Here is an 18,964-nt window from a genome sequence, read left to right as displayed (position 1 = left end):
CGTCCCTTCTGTCGATTCGTGCGGAAATGCGCGCTTCGTGCGGCGCCGGTGGAGCGCTGGAGCGCCTACGGCGTTCTTCGGGGTCCGAACATCATGCGGGCGAGCACGAGCATCATCACGGCGAATCCGCCGATCAACGCCAGCGGAGACCACCACCAGCCGACCGTGAAGATGAGCACCACGACGACCGCGAAGGTCAGCGCCCAGATGACCGCGGTGTAGATGCCGAAGCGCGCAGCGGTCTCGGGCTCCTCTTCGAAGCGATTCGGAACTTCGCCGGCCCCGCCGTTCGCGCGCACCCAGGCTTTGGTGCGGTTCGTCTGGCTTGCGGCGAGGAAAGCGAACAGGACGATCGCCGCGATCACGCCGAGGGCGGAAAAGACGATGCACCACATCGGCAAGGCGGTGAGCGCGACCAGACCGGCCACGCCCAGCCCGGCGGCGGCGAGGACCGTGGCGAGCGCGTACCCGCCTGCGCGGCGGGACGGCATCGGATGATGGGTAGTCGTCTCCTGCGACAACGAATCGCCGACGATGAGGCCGAGTCCAGCAGATGCCAACGCGACCAGTCCGATCAGGGCAGCGGCCGATGATCTCAGCACGCCGGTGGCGCCGAGTGTCGCCAGGACGATCCCCAGAGTGGCCATCAATGACCAGATGACCACGCGAACCACGAAGCCGGTCTTGGGCCGCACATGATGGCGCAGGAACGCCGCGTGCTGGCTTTCGGCGGGTGCGCCGCTCGGCCCGGAACTCGTGACGCCGTCCAGCAGCACGCGCACGTCGCCGAGCTCCGCGATCGCCTGCGCAGCGGCATCCCTGGACGTTCGGCCGGACGCCTCCAATTCGCAGGTCCGCGCGATCAGGTTGGCTCTGATCTCCTCTTTCAGGTCCTGAACGTCGGGAGTCATCTCGACGCCGACGAAGGCGTCGTCCAGAAGGCGGTGGATATCGGTGCTCATGATCGTGGTTCCTTCGCGTCCGTGGCCTTGATGTCCAAGAGAGAGTCGATGATGCGGCGCGTGGCGACCCACGCGGAGACATTGCCCCGGTACACCGCTCTGCCGGCATCCGTGATGCGGTAGTACTTGCGACGGCCGCCCTGGGTCTCGTCGCCCCAGTAGGACTCGACGAGGCCGTCTTTCTCGAGGCGCCGGTAAGTGGCATACAGCGTTGCCTCTTTGATCTCATGGCGTCCGCCGGTCGCATCGCGAATCGCCTTGTAGATCTCGAAGCCGTAGCGGTCGCCGCGACGAAGCACGCTGAGCACGATCGTGTCGGTGTGCCCACGCAGCAGATCTGCCGCGAACGCGTCGTCCTGTGTCATAACAGGTACTATATCAGATCAAGTACTGGACCACACAGCGTCCCGAGCGGGACGATGTTCTCTACGTCGCCGCGAGCCGCTTCTTCTCCGCCGCGACGTCGAACGTCGCAGAAGGCCATTGCGGATCGATCTCGCGCAGGGCTCCGAGCAGGAGCTGCTGCACCGCCAGCCGCGAGTACCACTTGCGGTTCGCCGGCACGACGAACCACGGAGCATGATCGGTCGAGGTTCGCTCGAACACGGTCTGGTACGCGTCCATGTAATGCGGCCAGCGGGCGCGCTCGTCGATGTCGCCCGGGTTGTACTTCCAGTGCTTGTCGGGCCGGTCGAGGCGCTCCATCAAGCGTTCGCCCTGCTCGGCGTAGGAGATGTGCAGCATGACCTTCACGATGCGGGTGCCCGCGTCGGTCAGCTGCTTCTCGAAAACGTTGATCGCGTCGTAGCGGCGTTCGATCTCCTCGGCAGGCGCGAGGGAACGCACTTTGCCGATGAGCACGTCCTCGTACTGCGAACGGTCGAACACTCCGATGTACCCCGGCTGCGGCGCGTGCTTCTGGACCCGCCACAGGAAGTCGTGCTCGAGCTCCTCCGGCGTCGGCTTCTTGAAAGCCGTGAGCATCACGCCCTGCGGGTCGACCGACCCCACGACGTGGCGGATGACGCCACCCTTGCCCGCCGAGTCCATCGCTTGCAGCAGCAGCAGCACTGAGGCATCCGACGCATCGGTCCGGCTCTGAGCGAACAGGCGCTCCTGCAGCTCGTCGAGGTCGTCCACGCCGATAGCCAAGTCCTCGGCCGCAGCATCCTTGCCCTCGGAATACCCGGGGGTCTCGTCGGGATCGACGCCCGACAGGACGAAGCCTTCCCCCGCGCGCAGCAGTTCGGCGGGATCGCCGCTCCAGTTCTTCTCGCTCTTGTGGGTCATCCTGCCATCATGCCGGGAGCACGGCTCAGCGCGGCAGGGGAACTTCGACGAGCTGCCGGCCGCTGACCGGCGCTGTCAGCGCCTGGTCCAGGCCGGCGCGGGTGGTCACGCGTATGTACTCCCACCCGTACGCCTGCGCGAGATGCTCGAGCCGGGCGGTCTGCGGCGTGTACAGCACCCGGTCCATGGCCTCGGGCGACGCGACACCGCGCACCTCGAGGCTGTCGAAGATCGTACCGCCGCCGTCGTTGCCGACGATCACCTGGATGCGCGGTTCATCCTCGCCCGGCGGCAGCAGCATCGCTCCCGCGTCGTGCAGCAGCGCGAGATCGCCCAGCACGAGACGGGTGACTCCCGGCCGCTCGCCGAGCTGCGAGGCGAGCGCGATGCCGGTTGCGGTCGCCACCGTGCCGTCGATTCCCGCGAGACCGCGGTTGGAGTGCACCGGCACCTTCTTGCCGCCGAGCACGCTGTCGGCGACCCGCACCAGCCGCGACGAGCCGAACATCAGGCGGTCGTGCGGCCAGGTCGCACGCCAGACGGCATCCACCAGCACCTCACGATCCAGCGGCGCGCGGATCACGGCCATCTCGGTCTGGATCGCGCCGAGTCGCTCGGCCGGCACGGCGGACGCGAGTCCGTCCACGTCGGGCGCCGGCGGACTGAGATCGAAGGATGCCGTGCGCGAGGCCTGCAGCCAGGCGCCGAGCCACTCCCGGTCCGCCTCCCCCGCGTCGACCGCAATCGCATCCACCGCTGTCGTCGCGCCATTGAGGTTCAGCGGCTCGCCGGGGCCTCGGACGGCCAGCACCTCGATGTCGGCGTCGGAGAGCAGGGCGGTGGCCTCGCGGCTGAGCGTCGGGTGTCCGAGCACGATCGCCCGCTCGACGCGCCCGCCGAGTTGCGGGTCCGCGAGCAGACGTCGGTACCCGTGCACGAGGTTCCGCCCGAAGCGCGCCCCGCTCACGATCTCCGCGATCAGCGGCCATCCACCCAGATGCGCGAGGGTTTCGGCATCGGGCCCGGCATCCGCGCCGGCGATCACCACGGTGCGGGGTCCTCGCGTCAGGACGAACGGGAGATCGTCGGGTTCGGTGGGCAGGTCGGCCTCACCGATCCCTCCACCCCCCTGGTAGAGCGCACCGGAGGCCTCGTCCTCGGCCACGTCCTCGACCGGCGCGGCGTCGGGATCGACGTCCGCCGCGACGCTCAGCTCCGCGGTCGGCATGCTCAGCCACGCGGGAAGATCCCCGCCGAGCGGCTCGCGGAACGGAAGGTTCAGGTGCACGGGGCCGGGCGCGCGCGTCCCCGCGCCCAGCGCAGCCTGCACCGCATCGATCGCGATCTGCCGCAGCATGACGCTCTGCTCTGCGTCGCCCTCGTCGTCGATCGTCTCGGGAACGGGCAGGTCCGCCTCGAGCCGCGTGCTGGGCGTGAACATCCCCAGCTGTCGCGTGGTCTGGTTCGCGCCGACACCGCGCAATTCGGGCGGGCGGTCGGCGGTCAGCAGCAGCAGCGGCACGCCGGAGTGGTGAGCTTCGAGCGACGCCGGGAGCAGGTTCGCCGCCGCGGTGCCCGACGTGCACACCACGACAGCCGGCATCCGGGTCTCGCGTCCGATGCCCAGCGCGGTGAAGCCGGCCACCCGCTCGTCGATGCGCACGTGCAGGTGCACCGCCCCGCGGGCCTCGAGCTCCGCTGCGACGAGGGCGAGCGCCTGCGATCGCGACCCGGGACTCAGCACGATGTGCCGGACGCCGAGATCGACGAGCGCACCGAGCAGAGCGGCCGCCGCATCGGTCGCGGGTGCAGCGCGGTGTCGTTCGGGAACCACTAGCCGGCGACGCCGCGCTGACCGCGCGTGTCGTCGTCACCGTCGGTCGGGCGATCGGTTCCGCGAGGCGAGTCGGGCGCGGGCTTGCCCGTGGTGGGCGTTCCGGCGGCGGGAGTGCCGGCCGTCGTGCCGGGGATGCCGCCACCGGGCGTCCAGCGCGGGTCGTCGTCCTCGGCATCCAGCAGCGCGAGCTCTTCTTCGAGGCGGCGGATGCGCTCGTCCTGGTCGCTCAGCGTGCCGATCTTCTCGAGGAACTCGGGATCGTCATCCGGTGCGCGACGGGCGATGATCGTGGAGCGGCGCACGCGGCCGACGAAGAGCCAGAGCAGTCCGCCGAGCACGGGCAGGAAGATCACGATCAGGATCCAGATGGGCTTGCTCACACCGCGATGGCGGTTCGCGGGCTGCACACTGCAATCGACGATGGTGTAGACCCAGAAAGCGGTCAGGACCAGCGCCAGAATCAGCAGCACTCGAGTCACGGTTCCATCCTAGGCGCGCAGCGGGCGCGCGGCCCCGCCCGTGACCGGACCGACACGGCGGCGATCTACGATGAAGGGGTGAAAGCCCGCTCCGCCCTTCTCTACACGGTGCTGAGGCTGCTCGCATTCCTCGTGCCGTTCGGCATCCTGATGCTGTTTCCGATCTTCCGCGACCTCTACTGGCTCGCGGCGATCTTCGCGGCCCTCATCGGGCTCAGCCTTTCGCTGCTGTTCCTGCGCCGGCCTCTGACCGAGGTGACGACGGGCCTGGCGGAGCGGCGCGCGAGCCTCAAAGCGACCACGAGCGACGAGGACGTCGAGGATGCGGTGGCCGATGCGACCGCGGCAGCACAACCGAGCTCAGCCGATGAACGCCCAGAGCAGGAACGCCCCGTACGCGACTGAGGTCAGGGACGTGAGGCTCAGCGCGACGACGAGTTCCCGCGGCAGGCGGTAGGTCCACACGATCAGGATCGCCGGCAGGGCGGCCAGCAGCGCCAGCAGGGCGAGCCACGCGATCGGGTAGAACAGCGCCAGGTACGACGAGATCAGGAACGGCGCCAGCACGAAAACGGTGAACAGCACCCGTGTCCAACGGCGGCCGATCAGCACGGTGAGCGTGCGCTTGTGCGCCGTGCGGTCCTGGTCGATGTCGCGCAGGTTGTTGGCCAGCAGCACGGCGCAGGCGAGCAGGCCGGCGCCGACGGCGCCGAACCACGCCTCCTGCGGCACGGCGAGCACCTGCACGAACGTCGTTCCGACCGTGGCGACCAGGCCGAAGAAGACGAAGACGAACAGCTCGCCGAGCCCGTAGTAGCCGTAGGGCTTCCTGCCGCCGGTGTAGAACCACGCGGCGACGATGCACGCGGCGCCCACGAGCAGCAGCCACCACTGTCCGCTGCGGACCACGAGCGCGAGCCCTGCCGCGGCGGCGATCGCGAAGAAGACGAGGGCTGCGGTGAGCACCGCGCGCGGCGAGGCCTTCTTCGATGCGGTCAGGCGAGCGGGACCGACGCGGTGGTTGTCCGTGCCGCGGATGCCGTCGCTGTAGTCGTTCGCGAAGTTCACCGCGATCTGCAGGCTCACCGACACCACGAGGCACAGCAGTGCGAGCACCCAGTGGAACAGGCCGTCGACGATCATCGCGGCGCCCGTGCCGATGAGGACCGGCGTGACGGCGAGCGGGAGCGTCCGCAGGCGTGCGGCGCCGACCCAGTCGCCGAACGTGGCCTTCTCGACGTGCCGCGGGCCGCGCGATTCGCTGACCTTCTGCGGATTTCCGCGCGGGGGCTGCTTCTTCGGTCCGGGACGCTTGCGCTTCTTGCTGGGGGTGCCTGCCACGAGCAGTCATCCTATGTCCTCGCAACCCCCTGGCTCGGCGAGGAGCGGACGCGGAGACTGGCCGGATGCTGAGCATCGGTTCGGTCGTGCTGACCGTGGAAGACATCACGCGTGCGGGGGCGTTCTGGCGTGCGGCCCTCGCTTACGTCGAGAGGCGCCCTGCTACGGAGGACTGGGTGATCCTCGACCCGCCCGGGAAGGAGTCGTGGGATGCTCCCGGTGCGAGCATCGCGCTGTCGGTCACCGGCTATCCCCAGAGCTACCCGCCCCGCATCCACCTCGACCTGTACGCCGACGATCAGAAAGCCGAGATCGCCCGGCTGCTCGGCCTCGGCGCACGCGAGGTCGACTGGGACGGTTACCCCGAGGACGCGGACTGGGTCGTCCTCGAAGACACCGAGGGCAACCGATTCTGCGTCGTGGACACGGGCCCGCAATCGGCGGCGTGAGCCGAGCGGTGCTGCGGATCAGTGCAGCGCGGCGACGGCGGCCTTGATCGTCTCGCGGTCGGGCTTGCCGCTGGGGAGGGTCGCGAGATCGTCCACCAGCACCAGGCGCGTCGGGCGAGCATGTGCGCCGACCTCGTCGGCCACCGCGATGCGAGCCTCGGCGAGCTGGGTCGATTCGCTGCGGCGCAGCGCCTCGCCACGGGCGACCACCACGACGGATGCCTCACCCCAGCGCTCATCGGGGACGCCGACCACGACCGCTGATTCCAGCCCGGGGATCGTGCGCACGATCCGCTCGACGCGGTCCAGCGACACGTTGATGCCGCCTGAGACGATCACGTTGTCGATCCGGCCCCGCACCCGCAGCACGTCACCCTCGATGATTCCGGCGTCGCCGGTGCGGTACCACCGCACCCCCGCATCGTCGTGCACGAATGCCGCCTGGGTCGCGGCGCTGTCCCCGAGGTAGCCGTCCGCGAGCGTGGGACCCGCGACCCGGACCTCGCCGTCGGCGATGCGCACGGCGACGCCGCGCAGCGGCACCCCGTCGTACACGCATCCTCCGCTCGTCTCCGTCGAGCCGTAGGTTCGCACGATGCGCACCCCGGCATGCTGGGCGCGTTCGAGCGTGGCCGCCGGGATCGCCTGCCCCCCGACGAGGATCGTCTCGAATGAGCGCAGCGCCGTCAGCACCGTCGAGTCCTGGGCGGCGGCATCCAGCAGCTTCGACAGCTGCGCCGGGACGAGCGAGGTGTAGGTCGGCACCCGCTCACCCCGGTCGGTGGAGACCATCATGAGCGCCGCCGCGGAGAACGCCTGAGGGGTGAAGGCACCGCTCAGCCAGGCGGGTTCGCGGTCGGCGACGATCGAGCGCACGAGCACCTGCATACCGGCGACGTAGGTCGCCGGGAGGGCCAGCAGCCACGCACCGTCGCCGATGCGGTCGGCCGTGGCAAGGGCTCCGGCCGTCAGGGCGTCGCGACTGAGGATCACGCTCTTGGGGATCCCGGTCGAACCCGATGTCGTGACGACCACCGCCGCCCCGGCCCGCACCTCCGCGGGCAGGTCGTGCACCAGGCCGAGTCCCAGAGCCGGACCGGCGCCGTGCAGCGCGCCGCGAAGTCCCCGCAGGATCTCGCGCGGATCGTCGCCGATGACGGGCTCGAGGCGCATCAGTAGTGCCAGGGGTACGGGGACCAGTCCGGATCGCGCTTCTCGAGGAACGAGTCGCGGCCCTCGACGGCCTCGTCGGTTCCGTACGCCAGTCGCGTCGCCTCGCCGGCGAACACCTGCTGGCCGACCATGCCGTCGTCCACAGCGTTGAAGGCGAACTTGAGCATGCGGATCGCAGTCGGCGACTTGGTGAGGATCGTCCGGGCCATCGCCAGCGCTTCGCGCTCGAGGTCGACATGCGCAACGACGCGGTTCACGGCGCCCATCTCGTACGCGCGCTGAGCCGAGTACTCCTCCGCGAGGAAGAAGACCTCGCGTGCGAACTTCTGCCCGATCTGGCGCGCGAAGTACGCCGAGCCGTAGCCGGCGTCGAACGAGCCCACATCGGCGTCGGTCTGCTTGAAACGGCCGTGCTCGGCACTGGCGATCGTCAGGTCGCACACGACGTGCAGCGAGTGTCCCCCGCCCGCCGCCCACCCCGGAACGACGGCGATGACGACCTTCGGCATGAAGCGGATCAGCCGCTGCACCTCGAGAATGTGCAGGCGTCCCATCGCGGCAAGGCTGGGGTCGCGCTTGTCGGGCGCAGATCCTTCGGCGTACTGGTAGCCGGACCGGCCCCGGATGCGCTGGTCGCCACCCGAGCAGAACGCCCAGCCGCCGTCCTTGGGGCTCGGACCGTTGCCGGTGAGCAGCACGACGCCGATCCGCGGGTCCTGCCGCGCGTCATCGAGTGCGCGGTAGAGCTCGTCCACCGTGTGCGGGCGGAACGCGTTGCGCACCTCGGGCCGGTCGAAGGCGACGCGCGCGATCCGGCCGTCCACCGACACGTGCGCGGTGATGTCGGTGTAGTCCTCGGAGCCGGGTGCCGGCATCCATTGGTTCTCGTCGAACAACTCGGAAACGCTCACTCGCACAGCCTAGGGCCGCCGATGACGTCGATCGCGGCGAGTCCGCCGACCGGTCAGCCGTTCTTGGCGTCCCGCCAGGCGAGCCAGGAGCGCACCTTGTCGTAGTCGTAGTCCGGACCCGGGAAGCCCAGGGTGAACAGGCGCACGCCGCCGTCGAACAGGGCGTCGGCCGCATCGGTGCCGCGGCGCTGCAACTCGTTGGACAGCACCAGATTCGACGTGTCGCGGCCCTCGCGCTCGGCCCACTTCTGGATGACCGACAGCTTGTGCGGCAGCTCTTCCGGCGTCACGAAGCTGTGCCAGTAGTCGGCGTATCGGGCCACGAGCCGCAGCGTCTTCTGCTCGCCCTTGCCCCCGATCATCACGGGGATCTTGCGCGTCGGGGCGGGATTGAGGACATCCCAGCGCGCGTGGATGCGGGCGAGCCCGTCGGCCAGGTCGTCCAGGCGCGAGCCCGGGGTGCCGAATTCGTAGCCGTACGCGTCGTAGTCCTTCTCGAACCAACCGGCACCGGTGCCGAAGATGAACCGCCCGTCCTGCCCGTTCTTGGCGCTGATGTGGTCGATCGTGCGGGCCATGTCGGCCTGCAGGTCGGGGTTGCGGTAGCTGTTGCAGTTCACCAGAGCACCGAACTCGACGCGCTCGGTCTGCTCGGCCCACGCGCCGAGCATCGTCCACGACTCGTAGTGCAGGCCATCCGGGTCGCCGGAGAGCGGGAAGAAGTGGTCCCAGTTGAAGAGGATGTCCACCCCCATCTCCTCGAGGCGGAGGACGGCATCCCGCATCTGCGCATAGGTGACGTGCTGGGGCTGAAGCTGGACGCCCAACCGGACGGGGGTATCGGTAAGCATCCTTCCAGCCTAGGTCTCAGCGTCGGGAGCGGACCGTCTTGAGGACCACATCGATGATGTCCCAGACGGCGATCAGCACGATGCCGAATCCGAAGACGACGTTCACGATCGCGGCCACCTCGGCGCCGCCCGCTCCGACGACCGTGGGGAAGAACTGCGGGTTCAGAAGCTGGCCCTGCGACAGCAGGAGCAGCGCCGGCACCGCGAAGGCCAGGGCCAGAACGGCGTTCGCGACCGCGAGCGCCGGAGTCCACCGGCCGATCAGGTACACCACGACGGCCAGCGTCGCCTCGAGGGCCATGAGCACGAACAGCCCGGCGATCCACCACGGCCACAAGGCCGGGTTGAGGAAGGGCAGCGGTTCGCCCGCGCCGGAGACGGATGCCGGAACGAAGCCGATCGTCAGATCCCAGATGACCGCGCCCGCTGCCAGCGCCAGGAAGACGAGGGACACGATGAGGTCGGCGAACCCGACGCCGCGCTGCCGCGGCTCCGGCAGCTGGTCGACGCTCCACTCGGTGAACGAGCCCGCCCGCGCGCCCGTGCGCTCGACGATCACGAAGACCAGCGTCGTCCAGAAGCACAAGTGCACGGCGACCGAGATCAGCGTCACCACAACGCCGCCGATGATCGATCCGATCGGCTGGCCCTCCAGGGTCTCGGCGAGCGCGATGCCGAACGCGGCAGCCGGGAGCACGATCCACAGCAGCAGCTTCAGCAAGCGCCACCACTCGAGGTAGTACTTCGGTCCGATCAGGTGCAGCGGCCGGTCGGTGTAGCCGGCGGCAAGCTTGTCGGGGTCGCCGAGCTCGGTGAGCACCGCGCGTTCGGCCGCGGCGTGGTGCTCGCCATTCTCCATGCGCCCGTCGACCTGATCGGCGATCGAGGCCCGCAGCTCAGCACCGAGGTCGTCCCGCTGCTTCTCGGGCACGGTGCGCATCGCCGCGGTGACGTAGCGGTCGGTCAGGGTGGTGGTGTCCATCTCAGTCCTCCTCGTGGATGCCGGGTAGGGCGCCGATCGCGGCTGCGATCGCCTGGAAATCGGTCGTGAGCGCGGCCGCGAGCCGCGAGCCCGCGGCGCTCGTGCGGTAGAACTTGCGCGGCCGCGCCTCATCGGTGTTCCACTCGCTCGTCAGGTGTCCCTGCTTCTCCAGTCGGCGAAGCAGGGGATAGAGCGTGTTCGCGTCGGTGTCGAACCCGCGCGCGCTCAGCTCTTCGAGCAGGCTGTAGCCGTACCCGGGCGTGACGAGCAGGCGCAGGCACGCGAGCACAGCCGTCCCGCGCCGCAGCTCCTGCAGGTGCGTCTCGAGCGCTTCGGTTTCACTCATGTCCCACACTGTACTGTGTGATACACACTAACGTCAATCACACTTTGCTGTCAGCTCGACTTGTCGTGAATGCACGCGACACGCCGCGCGCCGCATGCATATACGACAAGTCAGCGATGGGGGCAGCGGACCGGGCGGCGCCGCGCGGCGCGGAAGGCGGCAGGGCATGATGGTCGGGTGAGCACCGACGCCGCAGCATCCCTTCCGTCCCTCGCCGACCTGCTCGCCACGGCGCGCGTCGTCTCGCTGCCGCTCGTGACCCGGTTCCGCGGCATCGACGTGCGCGAAGCCGTTCTCTTCGAGGGGCCCGAGGGCTGGACGGAGTTCTCGCCGTTCGTGGAGTACGACGACGCGGAGGCGGCGGCCTGGCTTGCGGGCGCGATCGACTACGGGTGGATGCCGGCACCCGCGCCGCTGCGCGACCGGGTCGCCGTCAACGCGACGGTCCCCGCGGTGGACCCGGCGTCGGTCGCCGGAATCCTGGCACGCTTCGACGGGTGCCGCACGGCGAAGGTCAAGGTCGCCGAATCCGGGCAGCGGCTGGCGGACGACGTCGCCCGCGTGCGGGCGGTGCGCGCGGCGATGGGCCCCGAGGGTCGGATCCGGGTCGATGCGAACGGCGGCTGGAACCTCGACGAAGCCGAGCACGCGATCCACGCGCTCACCGAGTTCGATCTCGAATACGTGGAGCAGCCGTGCTCCTCGGTGGACGAGCTGGCAGAGCTGCACCGGCGGATCAAGTACCTCGGGATTCCGATCGCTGCGGATGAGAGCGTACGCAAGGCAGCCGATCCGATCGCGGTCGCCCGTGCCGGCGCGGCGGACATCGTGGTGGTCAAGGCGCAGCCGCTCGGCGGCCTTCGCCAGGCCCTCCGGATCGTCGCCGACGCGGGCCTTCCCGCGGTCGTCTCCAGCGCCCTGGACACCTCGGTGGGGCTGGCGATGGGCGTGGCGCTGGCCGCCGCACTTCCGGACCTCGAGTACGACTGCGGGCTCGGCACTGCCGCACTGCTCGGAGCGGATGTGATCGCCCCCGGACTGACGCCGCAGGGCGGCTCGCTCTCCGTGGGTCGCGTGGTGCCCGAGCCCGCACTGCTGGACGCGCATGCGGCATCCGACGATCGCCGCGAATGGTGGCACGCGCGGATCGCGCGCTGCCACTCCGAGCTCACCCGGGCCTGAGTCAGCCCCCGGGCGCGACGATCACGAGCTCCGCGACCCGGGCCAGCTGCTCGCTCGTCTGGCGGCACACCGCCGCATAGTCCAGCCCCGCCATCGTCGCGCGCACGGACTCGGTCTCCCAGACGGTGAGCATGAGCCGCGCGACCTCGTCGGCGGGGAGACGGAAGACGATGTGCTTGGCCGTGCCGATGTCGGTGATGATCTGCGCGACGCTCGCCCGCATCTCGGCGTCCTGGGCGAGGTAGGCCGAGCCCAGCTGCGGGTCGCGCAGCGCATGGATGCGGATCTCGCTCATCAGCAGGATCGCGAGCCGGTCATCGCCCGAGACGTCCAGAACCTCCTGGACGACCGCGAGCGCATCGGTCGCCACGTCTTCGAGATCGCCTTCGCGCTCCAGCTGTGCGACGCGCTGACGCACGGAGTCCACACGCGCCCGGGCCACGCGGCCGGCGAGTTCGAGGAAGAGCTCGTCCTTCGTCTCGAAGTTCGAGTAGAACGCGCCCCGCGTGAAGCCCGCGCGCTCGCAGATCGCCTCGACGGATGCCGCATCCAGCCCCTCCTCGGCGAAGACCTGCGCGGCGGCATCCAGCAGCTTCTGGCGCGTCGCCTCCCGACGGCGCGAGGTCAGGCCGCTGGGCGGCACATCCACGGTGTCGGTCATCGCTCCTCTTCTCGCACGGCAGGACCTCGGGGTGGGCGAGCGGGCTGAAATACACACTCAGCACTCAGCTTCGCCTCTCGGCCGCGCTCTACGATACACTCATGTATCCGATACAGCGCTGTATCCATCTTCTCTGAAACTCTCACGCAGTTCAATCACGCGGAGGCGCTGTGTCCACTCTCCTGTATGCGCTCGGTCGCTGGTCGTACCGCCACTCGTGGCGCGTGCTGATCGCCTGGCTGCTGCTGCTGGGCGTCGCCGGCGGCAGCGCCGCTGTGTTCATGCAGGGCACGAACAACTCCTTCTCGATTCCGGGCACGGAAGCGCAGGCCGGTCTCGAGCAGCTGAGCCGGTCGTTCCCGCAGGCGAGCGGAACGAGCGCGCAGCTCGTCGTGGTCGCCGCCCCCGGGGACCGGGTCGACCAGGATCCGTACGCCAGTGAGATCGAGGACGCGATCGGTCAGCTCGAGGACCTCGACGGCGTTCTGGCGGTGACCGATCCGTTCGACGAGATGGTGTCCGGGCTCGTCTCGGAGGACGACGGCGCGGCGATCATCCGCCTGCAGTTCGACGGCCAGGCCACCGATGTGACACCCGAGACCAAGGAGCAGCTCCGCGACATCAGTGCCGAACTGCAGGACGCCTTGCCGTCGGGCTCGCAGATCGCGATCGGCGGCGACCTGTTCTCCCAGTCGGTGCCGGCGATCTCACTGATCGAGGCGGTCGGCGTGCTCGTCGCCCTGTTCGTCCTGATCATCACATTCCGCTCGTTCGCAGTGGCCTGGTTCCCCCTGATCAGCGCATTGATCGGCGTCGCGCTCGCCATCGCGCTGATCTTCGTCGCGACGGCCTTCGCGTCGATCTCCTCGACGACACCGCTGCTGGCCGTGATGCTGGGCCTCGCGGTCGGCATCGACTACGCGCTGTTCATCGTCGCCCGACATCAGGATCAGGTGCGCTCCGGAGTCGATCCGGAGGAGTCCGTCGCCCGCGCCACCGCGACGGCCGGATCGGCGGTGGTGTTCGCGGGAGTGACCGTGCTGATCGCACTCATCGGACTGTCCTTCGCCGGCATCCCGTTCCTGACCACGATGGGCATCGCCGCATCGGTCGCCGTCGCGATCGCGGTGCTGGTGGCGATCTCGCTGACACCGGCTCTGCTCGGCTTCGCGAAGGGGCGGGTCGTCGGCTGGAAGCGTCGTGCGCGCGCGCCCCGCGCCGCCCGCGCACCCCGCGCCACCCGCTCCTCGCGCCCCGCGGCTGTCGTCGCGCCGGCGGCCGGAGCGCGGCGAGGTTTCGCCGACCGCTGGGTCTCGGGCGTCACCCGGCACCCGGTCATCACCACCGTGGCCGTCGTCGCCGGTCTGGGCGCCCTGGCGATCCCCGCCACGAGCCTCACGCTCGCCCTGCCGAACGCCGGAATGCAGCCGGAGACGAGCGAAGCCCGGCAGGCCTACGATCTGACCTCGGAGAACTTCGGTCCGGGCTTCAACGGCCCGCTCATCCTCACCGGGACGATCGTCACCTCGACCGATCCCCTCGGCCTCATGCAGGATCTGGCGGACGAGGTCGAGACGATCCCGGGCGTGGAGGAGGTGGCACTGGCGACTCCGAACGAGACCGCCGACACGGGCATCGTCCAGCTCATCCCGACCACCGCGCCGGACGACCCCGCGACGGCCGAACTGGTGCGCGAACTGCGCTCGCACCATGACGAATGGCTTGAGGAGTACGGCGTCGACCTCAAGGTCACCGGATTCACTGCCGTCGCGATCGACATCTCCGACCGCCTCGGAGCGGCGCTCGTGCCGTTCGGGATCTTCGTTGTCGGCCTCTCCCTCGTCCTGCTCATGATCGTCTTCCGGTCGTTCTGGGTGCCGATCAAGGCGGCGCTGGGATACCTGCTCTCCGTCGCCGCCGCTTTCGGCGTCGTCGCGCTCGTCTTCGAGCACGGCGTAGGCGCAGATCTGCTGCACGTGGCCAAGACCGGGCCGGTCATCAGCTTTATGCCGATCCTGCTGATGGGAGTGCTGTTCGGGCTCGCGATGGACTACGAGGTCTTCCTGGTCTCGCGCATGCGGGAGGACTACGTCCATAAGGTTCGCGCCCTGGGCGGACACCACGACCGCGACATCGCCGTGGGCGCCGTGCGATCGGGCTTCACCGCCTCGGCTCGCGTGGTGACGGCCGCCGCGATCATCATGTTCTCGGTCTTCGCCGCCTTCATCCCCGAGGGCGACACGGCCATCAAGCCGATCGCGCTGGGCCTCGCGGTCGGCATCGCGATCGACGCGTTCCTGGTGCGCATGACGCTCGTGCCGGCCGTGATGGCCCTGCTCGGCGACAAGGCGTGGTGGTTGCCGCGCTGGCTCGACCGGGTGCTTCCGCACTTCGACATCGAGGGAGAAGCGGTGGAGCGGGAGATCGCGCTCACCGACTGGCCCGAGCCCGAGTCGAGTGCCGCGGTCGTCGCCGAGGGCACCCGGGTGACGGCGGGCGATGTGCGTCTCGTCGATGGCGTGGCCCTCCGCGTCGAGCCCGGGGGCGCACTGGTCCTGACCGCGTCGGATGCACGGGGTCCCCGCGCTCTGCTGCTGGCACTCGCGGGACGCGCGCCCCTCGAGGGGAATGCCCGTGTCGGCGGCCACCTGCTGCCCGGTCGGGAAGCCTGGGTGCGCTCGCACGTCGGCGTGGCGATGCTCGAGGGCTCGGCCGAGCCGCTGCGCGAACTTCGCAGGGCGCTCTCGGGGCGCCCGGGCATCGTGGTGATCGACGGTCTCGACGCCCTCGCTCCGGGGGCGGCGCTCGAGAGCGCCTCCACTGCGCTGCGTGAGGCCGCCGCCGCGTCACCCGGGCTCACGATCCTCGCGTCCTCGACGCTGCCCGACGCCGCACTCGCGCTGCTCGCCGACGCGGGATGGTTCGACGTGCCAGTGCTCGACGTCACGCCGGCTGACCCGGCGCCGTCGGATCCGGTCTCAGCCGCTCCGGCCGCATCCGCGCCTGACGGCGCCCCCCTCACTGTTCCTGCCACCGAGGTGAACGCATGACCCTGCACATCGAGCGCGCCCGTACGCGCCGCCCTATCACCTGGCTCACCCTCATCGGGGTGCTGCTGCTGCCCGTACTGATCGGCGGCATCCTCGTCGCCGCGCTGTACAACCCGGCCGAGCGGCTCGACAACATGAGCGCCGCGATCGTGAACGAGGACGAGCCCGTCACGATCGACGATCAGCTCGTGCCGCTCGGCCGTCAGCTCACGGCGGGCCTCGTCGAGGGGTCCGACGAGATCGCCAGCAATCTGGACTGGACGATCTCGAACGCGCAGGACGCGGCCGAGGGTCTGGCCGATGGCACGTATCAGGCCGTCGTGACCATCCCGGACAACTTCTCCGCCGCCGCCACTTCGACCGCTCCCGGCGGCGTGCCCGAGCAGGCGACCATCGAGGTCTCCACTCCCCCGGACTCCAAGGTCGTCGACGACGCCATCACGGCGCAGGTCACCTCGGCGGCGGCATCCATCCTCGGCACCCAGCTCTCGGAGGTGTTCCTCGAGAACGTCTTCCTCGGGTTCACGACGCTCGGCGACCAGCTGGGCGAGGCGGCCGGTGGGGCACGACAGCTCGCCGACGGTGCCGCGCAGGCGGCCGACGGCGCGGCACAGCTGCCCGGGGGCATCGCGCAGCTCGGCGACGGCGCGTCGCAGCTCGCATCGGGCGCGGGACAGCTCGGCAGTGGACTGGACACCATCGCATCCGGCACGGGCGACGCCGCGAACGGTGCGAACCAGCTCGCGGCAGGACTGGACACCGCTGCTGCTCAGGTGAACAACCAGGAACTGGTCGGTGCGGCCCAGGCGACCGCGACCTACGCGGCCACGACGGCGTCGCAGACGGCCGGTGTCGCGCAGAGCGTGGGCGGTCTCGCCCAGACACTGGGCGGGCTGGCAGCAGAATGCCTCGCTTCGGGGGCATCCCAGGCATTCTGCCACGAGGTCGGTGCTGCGGCAGCCTCAGCCGGCACCGCCGCGACCGATGCTGTGGCCGCCGCCACGAGCGCGGGCTACACCAGCGGCTACGCCGCTCCGACGGCCGCGGGCATCCAGCAGCTCACCTCTCAGACCAGCGCCGGGCTGACCGAGGCGGCCACGCAGACGCGCACTCTGGCAGGCGGCCTGACGCAGCTCGCCGACGGCAATGCCCAGTCCGCCGATGGCGCGCGGGGCCTGCAGTCCGGCGCGGCGCAGCTGGCGGACGGGGCGACGCAGGCATCCGACGGGGCGACCTCGCTCGCGGGCGGCGTCGCCGAGCTCGCCGGCGGCACCTCGACGCTCGCCGACGGCCTCGACCAGGCCGCGACCGCGCTGCCGTCGTACACCGACAGCGATGCGACCAGCCTCGCCGCGGTCGTCGCCGACCCGGTCGCTGCCGAGGGCGTCGGATCGTCTCTCTTCGGCGCCTCGGCCGTGCCCCTTCTCGCGACCCTGGCGCTCTGGTTCGGCGGGTTGGGCACCTTCGTCGCGCTGCAGGCCGCTTCGCGGCGCGCCCTCACCTCCCGGTCGCCTTCGGCCGCGCTGGCATTGCGCGGATTCGCCCCCGCCGCAGCTCTCGGCGCCGTGCAGGGGCTGATGGTCGCCGGCGTCGTGCAGCTGGCGGCTTCGTACGACGGGGGCCGGTGGTCGCTCTTCGCGGCGCTCTGCGTCATCGCCGGCATCGCGTTCGCCGCCGTCAACCAGGCGCTGGTCGCGGTCTTCGGCGGCGCCGGCCGGTGGCTCGCCGCCCTCGTGGGCGTGCTCGCCGTGGCGACGGGTGTCGTCTCCACCGTCCCCGGGCCGCTCGCCGACGCGGCCGCGCTTCTGCCGACCGCGCCCGCCTACAACGGCATGCTCGCTGCGCTGACGGATGCCGGAGGTCTCGGCGCCGCGATCGCCGGGTTGGTGATCTGGGCCGGCCTCGCCTTCATCGCGACGACGATCGCCGTGGCCCGGCGACGAGTGGCGCGGCCGAACGATCTGCTGGCCGCGTCCGCGGCGCCCGCGTAGGACGGCAGCCCGGGTTGCCGGGGGCGCCCCAACGCCCTCGGCAACGGGCTCAATCAGAGTTCACGCGCATCGGCGCTTCAGCACGGCAGCCGCGACCCGGCTGTCCCCCGCTTCGAAGCCGGACCCGACGAAAGGCGCGTGCGCGCATGTTCGAAGCGCTGAGTGAGCGCTGCCCCATCGCTTGCTGCTCCTGCACTCGATCATGTCGCGCGCCTGTCGTCCCGGTCGAACTCTGACAAAGCGCCGGCGCACCCCTGCTCGCTCGTGCGGCTCCCCCGAACCGGCTCACTCTGCGCGACCCCCAAGTCGACGCGTCCATCCGCGAGAAACGTAGACCCCGATGCAGGACCGCGTCAAGACCGGCGCGTGCTCGGCTCTGTCAGCTCAAGCCGGAGTATGCGTGCAGGCCCTTGAAGAACATGTTCACGATCGTGAAGTTGAACATCACGGCGCTGAACCCGATGATCGACAGCCAGGCCGAGCGCGAGCCTCGCCATCCGCGGGTGGCGCGTGCGTGGATGTATCCGGCGTAGAGGACCCAGATGACGAAGGTCCACACCTCTTTGGTGTCGAAACCCCAATAGCGTCCCCAGGCGTCGTTCGCCCAGATCGAGCCGGCGATCAGGGTGAACGTCCAGAAGATGAAGCCGATGATCGCGAAGCGGTACGCGATCGATTCGAGCGCGTCGCTGCCGGGCAGTGTCCGCAGGAAGCGAGGACCCGTCTTGGCCGCGGCCACGGCTTCGCTCGAGGCGTCGACCAGCGCGGCGGTCTTGCGCTCGCGCCGCGCCTGCATCAGCTGCAGCACGGACAGGCCGAACGCCAAGGCGAAGATCGCGGTGGCAAGGGAGGCGACGAACACATGGATGACGAGCCAGATGCTCTTGAGCGGATCCATGAGCGGCGAGATCTCGACGTAGAACCCGAGCGCCGCGCCGCCGAGGAGGAGGACGACCAATCCCGTGATGAACGAGCCGAGGAAGCGGAGGTCGTAGCGCAGCAGCGAGACCAGGTAGACCGCGACGATCAGCATCGTGCCGGTGAGGGCGAACTCGTACATGTTCGACCAGGGCACCCGGCCCGCCGCGATGCCGCGCGTGACATCGCCGGCGATGTGGAACAGCAGTCCGAGCACCGTGAGCGATGTGCCGATGCGCGCCCACAGCATGCGCGGGCGGTCGCCGGGACGAGCCTGGAAAGCCGCCTCGGCCTCCCGCTCCTGTGCCCGCAGGCGCGTGTTCGCGTCCCGCCCCGAGGACGAGGGCGCCGCTGCGGCCTGCCCACCGGCGGCGACCGAGACGAGTTCGCGTTCCCGCAGCGCGGCATCCTGCGCCTCGGCGCTGAGGGCACCGCGGCGGGACAGATCGACCGCGTAGGCGATGAAGGCGAAGGCATAGACCGAGATCGCGGTCCAGACCAGCAGCACGGAGACCGCGTCGAGGGTGAGGGTGCCGGGCAT

General features: G+C 70.0%; 18 protein-coding genes. 5 read left to right on the top strand and 13 right to left on the bottom strand.

Annotated elements, in window-relative coordinates; genetic code table 11:
• Nucleotides 1-65 precede the first annotated feature (65 nt).
• From RWQ91_RS09670 to RWQ91_RS09650, 5 genes are all read right to left on the bottom strand, one after another.
• Nucleotides 66-962 (bottom strand): permease prefix domain 1-containing protein, encoded by an 897-nt coding sequence (locus RWQ91_RS09670; protein ID WP_314505365.1) that lies wholly within the window; start codon nucleotides 960-962, stop codon nucleotides 66-68.
• Nucleotides 959-1,327, bottom strand: coding sequence for a PadR family transcriptional regulator (locus RWQ91_RS09665; protein WP_314505364.1), 369 nt, complete (start codon nucleotides 1,325-1,327; stop codon nucleotides 959-961). The genes RWQ91_RS09670 and RWQ91_RS09665 overlap by 4 nt, the downstream gene beginning before the upstream one ends.
• Nucleotides 1,328-1,388: 61 nt before the next feature.
• A complete protein-coding gene (locus RWQ91_RS09660) occupies nucleotides 1,389-2,252 on the bottom strand; it encodes a polyphosphate kinase 2 family protein (RefSeq protein WP_314505362.1) in 864 nt (287 codons plus the stop codon).
• Nucleotides 2,253-2,277: 25 nt separating this feature from the next.
• On the bottom strand, nucleotides 2,278-4,086 hold the full coding sequence (gene menD / locus RWQ91_RS09655; RefSeq protein ID WP_314505360.1) for a 2-succinyl-5-enolpyruvyl-6-hydroxy-3-cyclohexene-1-carboxylic-acid synthase: 1,809 nt from the start codon (nucleotides 4,084-4,086) through the stop codon (nucleotides 2,278-2,280).
• Nucleotides 4,086-4,568, bottom strand: coding sequence for a PLD nuclease N-terminal domain-containing protein (locus RWQ91_RS09650; RefSeq protein ID WP_314505359.1), 483 nt, complete (start codon nucleotides 4,566-4,568; stop codon nucleotides 4,086-4,088). The genes menD and RWQ91_RS09650 overlap by 1 nt, the downstream gene beginning before the upstream one ends.
• A 78-nt stretch (nucleotides 4,569-4,646) precedes the next feature.
• Between RWQ91_RS09650 and RWQ91_RS09645 the strand changes: the two genes are divergently transcribed.
• Nucleotides 4,647-4,973 (top strand): DUF4229 domain-containing protein, encoded by a 327-nt coding sequence (locus RWQ91_RS09645; protein WP_314505356.1) that lies wholly within the window; start codon nucleotides 4,647-4,649, stop codon nucleotides 4,971-4,973.
• On the opposite strand, the gene RWQ91_RS09640 is transcribed toward RWQ91_RS09645, so the two are convergent.
• On the bottom strand, nucleotides 4,929-5,909 hold the full coding sequence (locus tag RWQ91_RS09640) for a 1,4-dihydroxy-2-naphthoate polyprenyltransferase (RefSeq protein ID WP_314505354.1): 981 nt from the start codon (nucleotides 5,907-5,909) through the stop codon (nucleotides 4,929-4,931). The two genes, RWQ91_RS09645 and RWQ91_RS09640, sit on opposite strands and share 45 nt — an antisense overlap.
• Before the next feature lie 65 nt (nucleotides 5,910-5,974).
• On the opposite strand from RWQ91_RS09640, the gene RWQ91_RS09635 reads away from it, so the two are divergent.
• The gene (locus tag RWQ91_RS09635; protein ID WP_314505352.1) at nucleotides 5,975-6,358 is read left to right on the top strand and encodes a VOC family protein; all 384 of its coding nucleotides are present in this window, start codon (nucleotides 5,975-5,977) and stop codon (nucleotides 6,356-6,358) included.
• An 18-nt stretch (nucleotides 6,359-6,376) separates the two neighbouring features.
• Here the strand turns inward: RWQ91_RS09635 and RWQ91_RS09630 are convergent, their stop codons facing one another.
• The 5 genes from RWQ91_RS09630 to RWQ91_RS09610 form a co-directional block, all read right to left on the bottom strand.
• A complete protein-coding gene (locus RWQ91_RS09630) occupies nucleotides 6,377-7,531 on the bottom strand; it encodes an AMP-binding protein (protein WP_314505351.1) in 1,155 nt (384 codons plus the stop codon).
• Nucleotides 7,531-8,406 carry a 1,4-dihydroxy-2-naphthoyl-CoA synthase gene (locus RWQ91_RS09625; protein ID WP_399546227.1) on the bottom strand — a complete coding sequence of 292 codons (876 nt, stop codon included), beginning with the start codon at nucleotides 8,404-8,406 and terminating at the stop codon, nucleotides 7,531-7,533. The genes RWQ91_RS09630 and RWQ91_RS09625 overlap by 1 nt, the downstream gene beginning before the upstream one ends.
• Before the next feature lie 89 nt (nucleotides 8,407-8,495).
• Nucleotides 8,496-9,293 (bottom strand): LLM class F420-dependent oxidoreductase, encoded by a 798-nt coding sequence (locus RWQ91_RS09620; RefSeq protein ID WP_314505345.1) that lies wholly within the window; start codon nucleotides 9,291-9,293, stop codon nucleotides 8,496-8,498.
• Between the two features lie 16 nt (nucleotides 9,294-9,309).
• Nucleotides 9,310-10,275 (bottom strand): permease prefix domain 1-containing protein, encoded by a 966-nt coding sequence (locus tag RWQ91_RS09615; protein WP_314505342.1) that lies wholly within the window; start codon nucleotides 10,273-10,275, stop codon nucleotides 9,310-9,312.
• A 1-nt stretch (nucleotide 10,276) separates the two neighbouring features.
• On the bottom strand, nucleotides 10,277-10,621 hold the full coding sequence (locus RWQ91_RS09610) for a helix-turn-helix transcriptional regulator (protein WP_314505339.1): 345 nt from the start codon (nucleotides 10,619-10,621) through the stop codon (nucleotides 10,277-10,279).
• Between the two features lie 177 nt (nucleotides 10,622-10,798).
• Here RWQ91_RS09610 and RWQ91_RS09605 point away from each other — a divergent pair, with 177 nt between their 5' ends.
• On the top strand, nucleotides 10,799-11,803 hold the full coding sequence (locus RWQ91_RS09605; protein ID WP_314505337.1) for an o-succinylbenzoate synthase: 1,005 nt from the start codon (nucleotides 10,799-10,801) through the stop codon (nucleotides 11,801-11,803).
• 1 nt (nucleotide 11,804) lies between these two features.
• Here the strand turns inward: RWQ91_RS09605 and RWQ91_RS09600 are convergent, their stop codons facing one another.
• Entirely contained in the window at nucleotides 11,805-12,464 is a 660-nt protein-coding gene (locus RWQ91_RS09600; RefSeq protein WP_314505334.1) for a helix-turn-helix domain-containing protein, read from the bottom strand.
• A 170-nt stretch (nucleotides 12,465-12,634) separates the two neighbouring features.
• Between RWQ91_RS09600 and RWQ91_RS09595 the strand changes: the two genes are divergently transcribed.
• Entirely contained in the window at nucleotides 12,635-15,514 is a 2,880-nt protein-coding gene (locus RWQ91_RS09595) for an MMPL family transporter (protein ID WP_314505331.1), read from the top strand.
• On the top strand, nucleotides 15,511-17,505 hold the full coding sequence (locus RWQ91_RS09590; protein ID WP_314505329.1) for a YhgE/Pip family protein: 1,995 nt from the start codon (nucleotides 15,511-15,513) through the stop codon (nucleotides 17,503-17,505). Before RWQ91_RS09595 ends, RWQ91_RS09590 begins: the two co-directional genes overlap by 4 nt.
• A 379-nt stretch (nucleotides 17,506-17,884) precedes the next feature.
• Here the strand turns inward: RWQ91_RS09590 and ccsB are convergent, their stop codons facing one another.
• Nucleotides 17,885-18,964 (bottom strand): c-type cytochrome biogenesis protein CcsB, encoded by a 1,080-nt coding sequence (gene ccsB, locus RWQ91_RS09585; protein ID WP_314505327.1) that lies wholly within the window; start codon nucleotides 18,962-18,964, stop codon nucleotides 17,885-17,887.

Origin of the sequence: uncultured Microbacterium sp. (assembly GCF_963524805.1) — a bacterium.
Lineage (GTDB): Bacteria > Actinomycetota > Actinomycetes > Actinomycetales > Microbacteriaceae > Microbacterium.
This window is presented reverse-complemented; position numbering and strand designations above follow the sequence as displayed.

What these genes read in the sequence shown, in the direction of transcription:
- RWQ91_RS09610 (WP_314505339.1), bottom strand. Translation starts at nt 10,621, where the DNA reads ATGAGTGAAACCGAAGCGCTCGAGACGCACCTGCAGGAGCTGCGGCGC.
- RWQ91_RS09620 (WP_314505345.1), bottom strand. Translation starts at nt 9,293, where the DNA reads ATGCTTACCGATACCCCCGTCCGGTTGGGCGTCCAGCTTCAGCCCCAG.
- RWQ91_RS09600 (WP_314505334.1), bottom strand. Translation starts at nt 12,464, where the DNA reads ATGACCGACACCGTGGATGTGCCGCCCAGCGGCCTGACCTCGCGCCGT.
- RWQ91_RS09590 (WP_314505329.1), top strand. Translation starts at nt 15,511, where the DNA reads ATGACCCTGCACATCGAGCGCGCCCGTACGCGCCGCCCTATCACCTGG.
- RWQ91_RS09615 (WP_314505342.1), bottom strand. Translation starts at nt 10,275, where the DNA reads ATGGACACCACCACCCTGACCGACCGCTACGTCACCGCGGCGATGCGC.
- RWQ91_RS09625 (WP_399546227.1), bottom strand. Translation starts at nt 8,406, where the DNA reads ATGCCGGCACCCGGCTCCGAGGACTACACCGACATCACCGCGCACGTG.
- RWQ91_RS09670 (WP_314505365.1), bottom strand. Translation starts at nt 962, where the DNA reads ATGAGCACCGATATCCACCGCCTTCTGGACGACGCCTTCGTCGGCGTC.
- RWQ91_RS09660 (WP_314505362.1), bottom strand. Translation starts at nt 2,252, where the DNA reads ATGACCCACAAGAGCGAGAAGAACTGGAGCGGCGATCCCGCCGAACTG.
- RWQ91_RS09635 (WP_314505352.1), top strand. Translation starts at nt 5,975, where the DNA reads ATGCTGAGCATCGGTTCGGTCGTGCTGACCGTGGAAGACATCACGCGT.
- RWQ91_RS09630 (WP_314505351.1), bottom strand. Translation starts at nt 7,531, where the DNA reads ATGCGCCTCGAGCCCGTCATCGGCGACGATCCGCGCGAGATCCTGCGG.
- ccsB (WP_314505327.1), bottom strand. Translation starts at nt 18,964, where the DNA reads ATGCCCGGCACCCTCACCCTCGACGCGGTCTCCGTGCTGCTGGTCTGG.
- RWQ91_RS09665 (WP_314505364.1), bottom strand. Translation starts at nt 1,327, where the DNA reads ATGACACAGGACGACGCGTTCGCGGCAGATCTGCTGCGTGGGCACACC.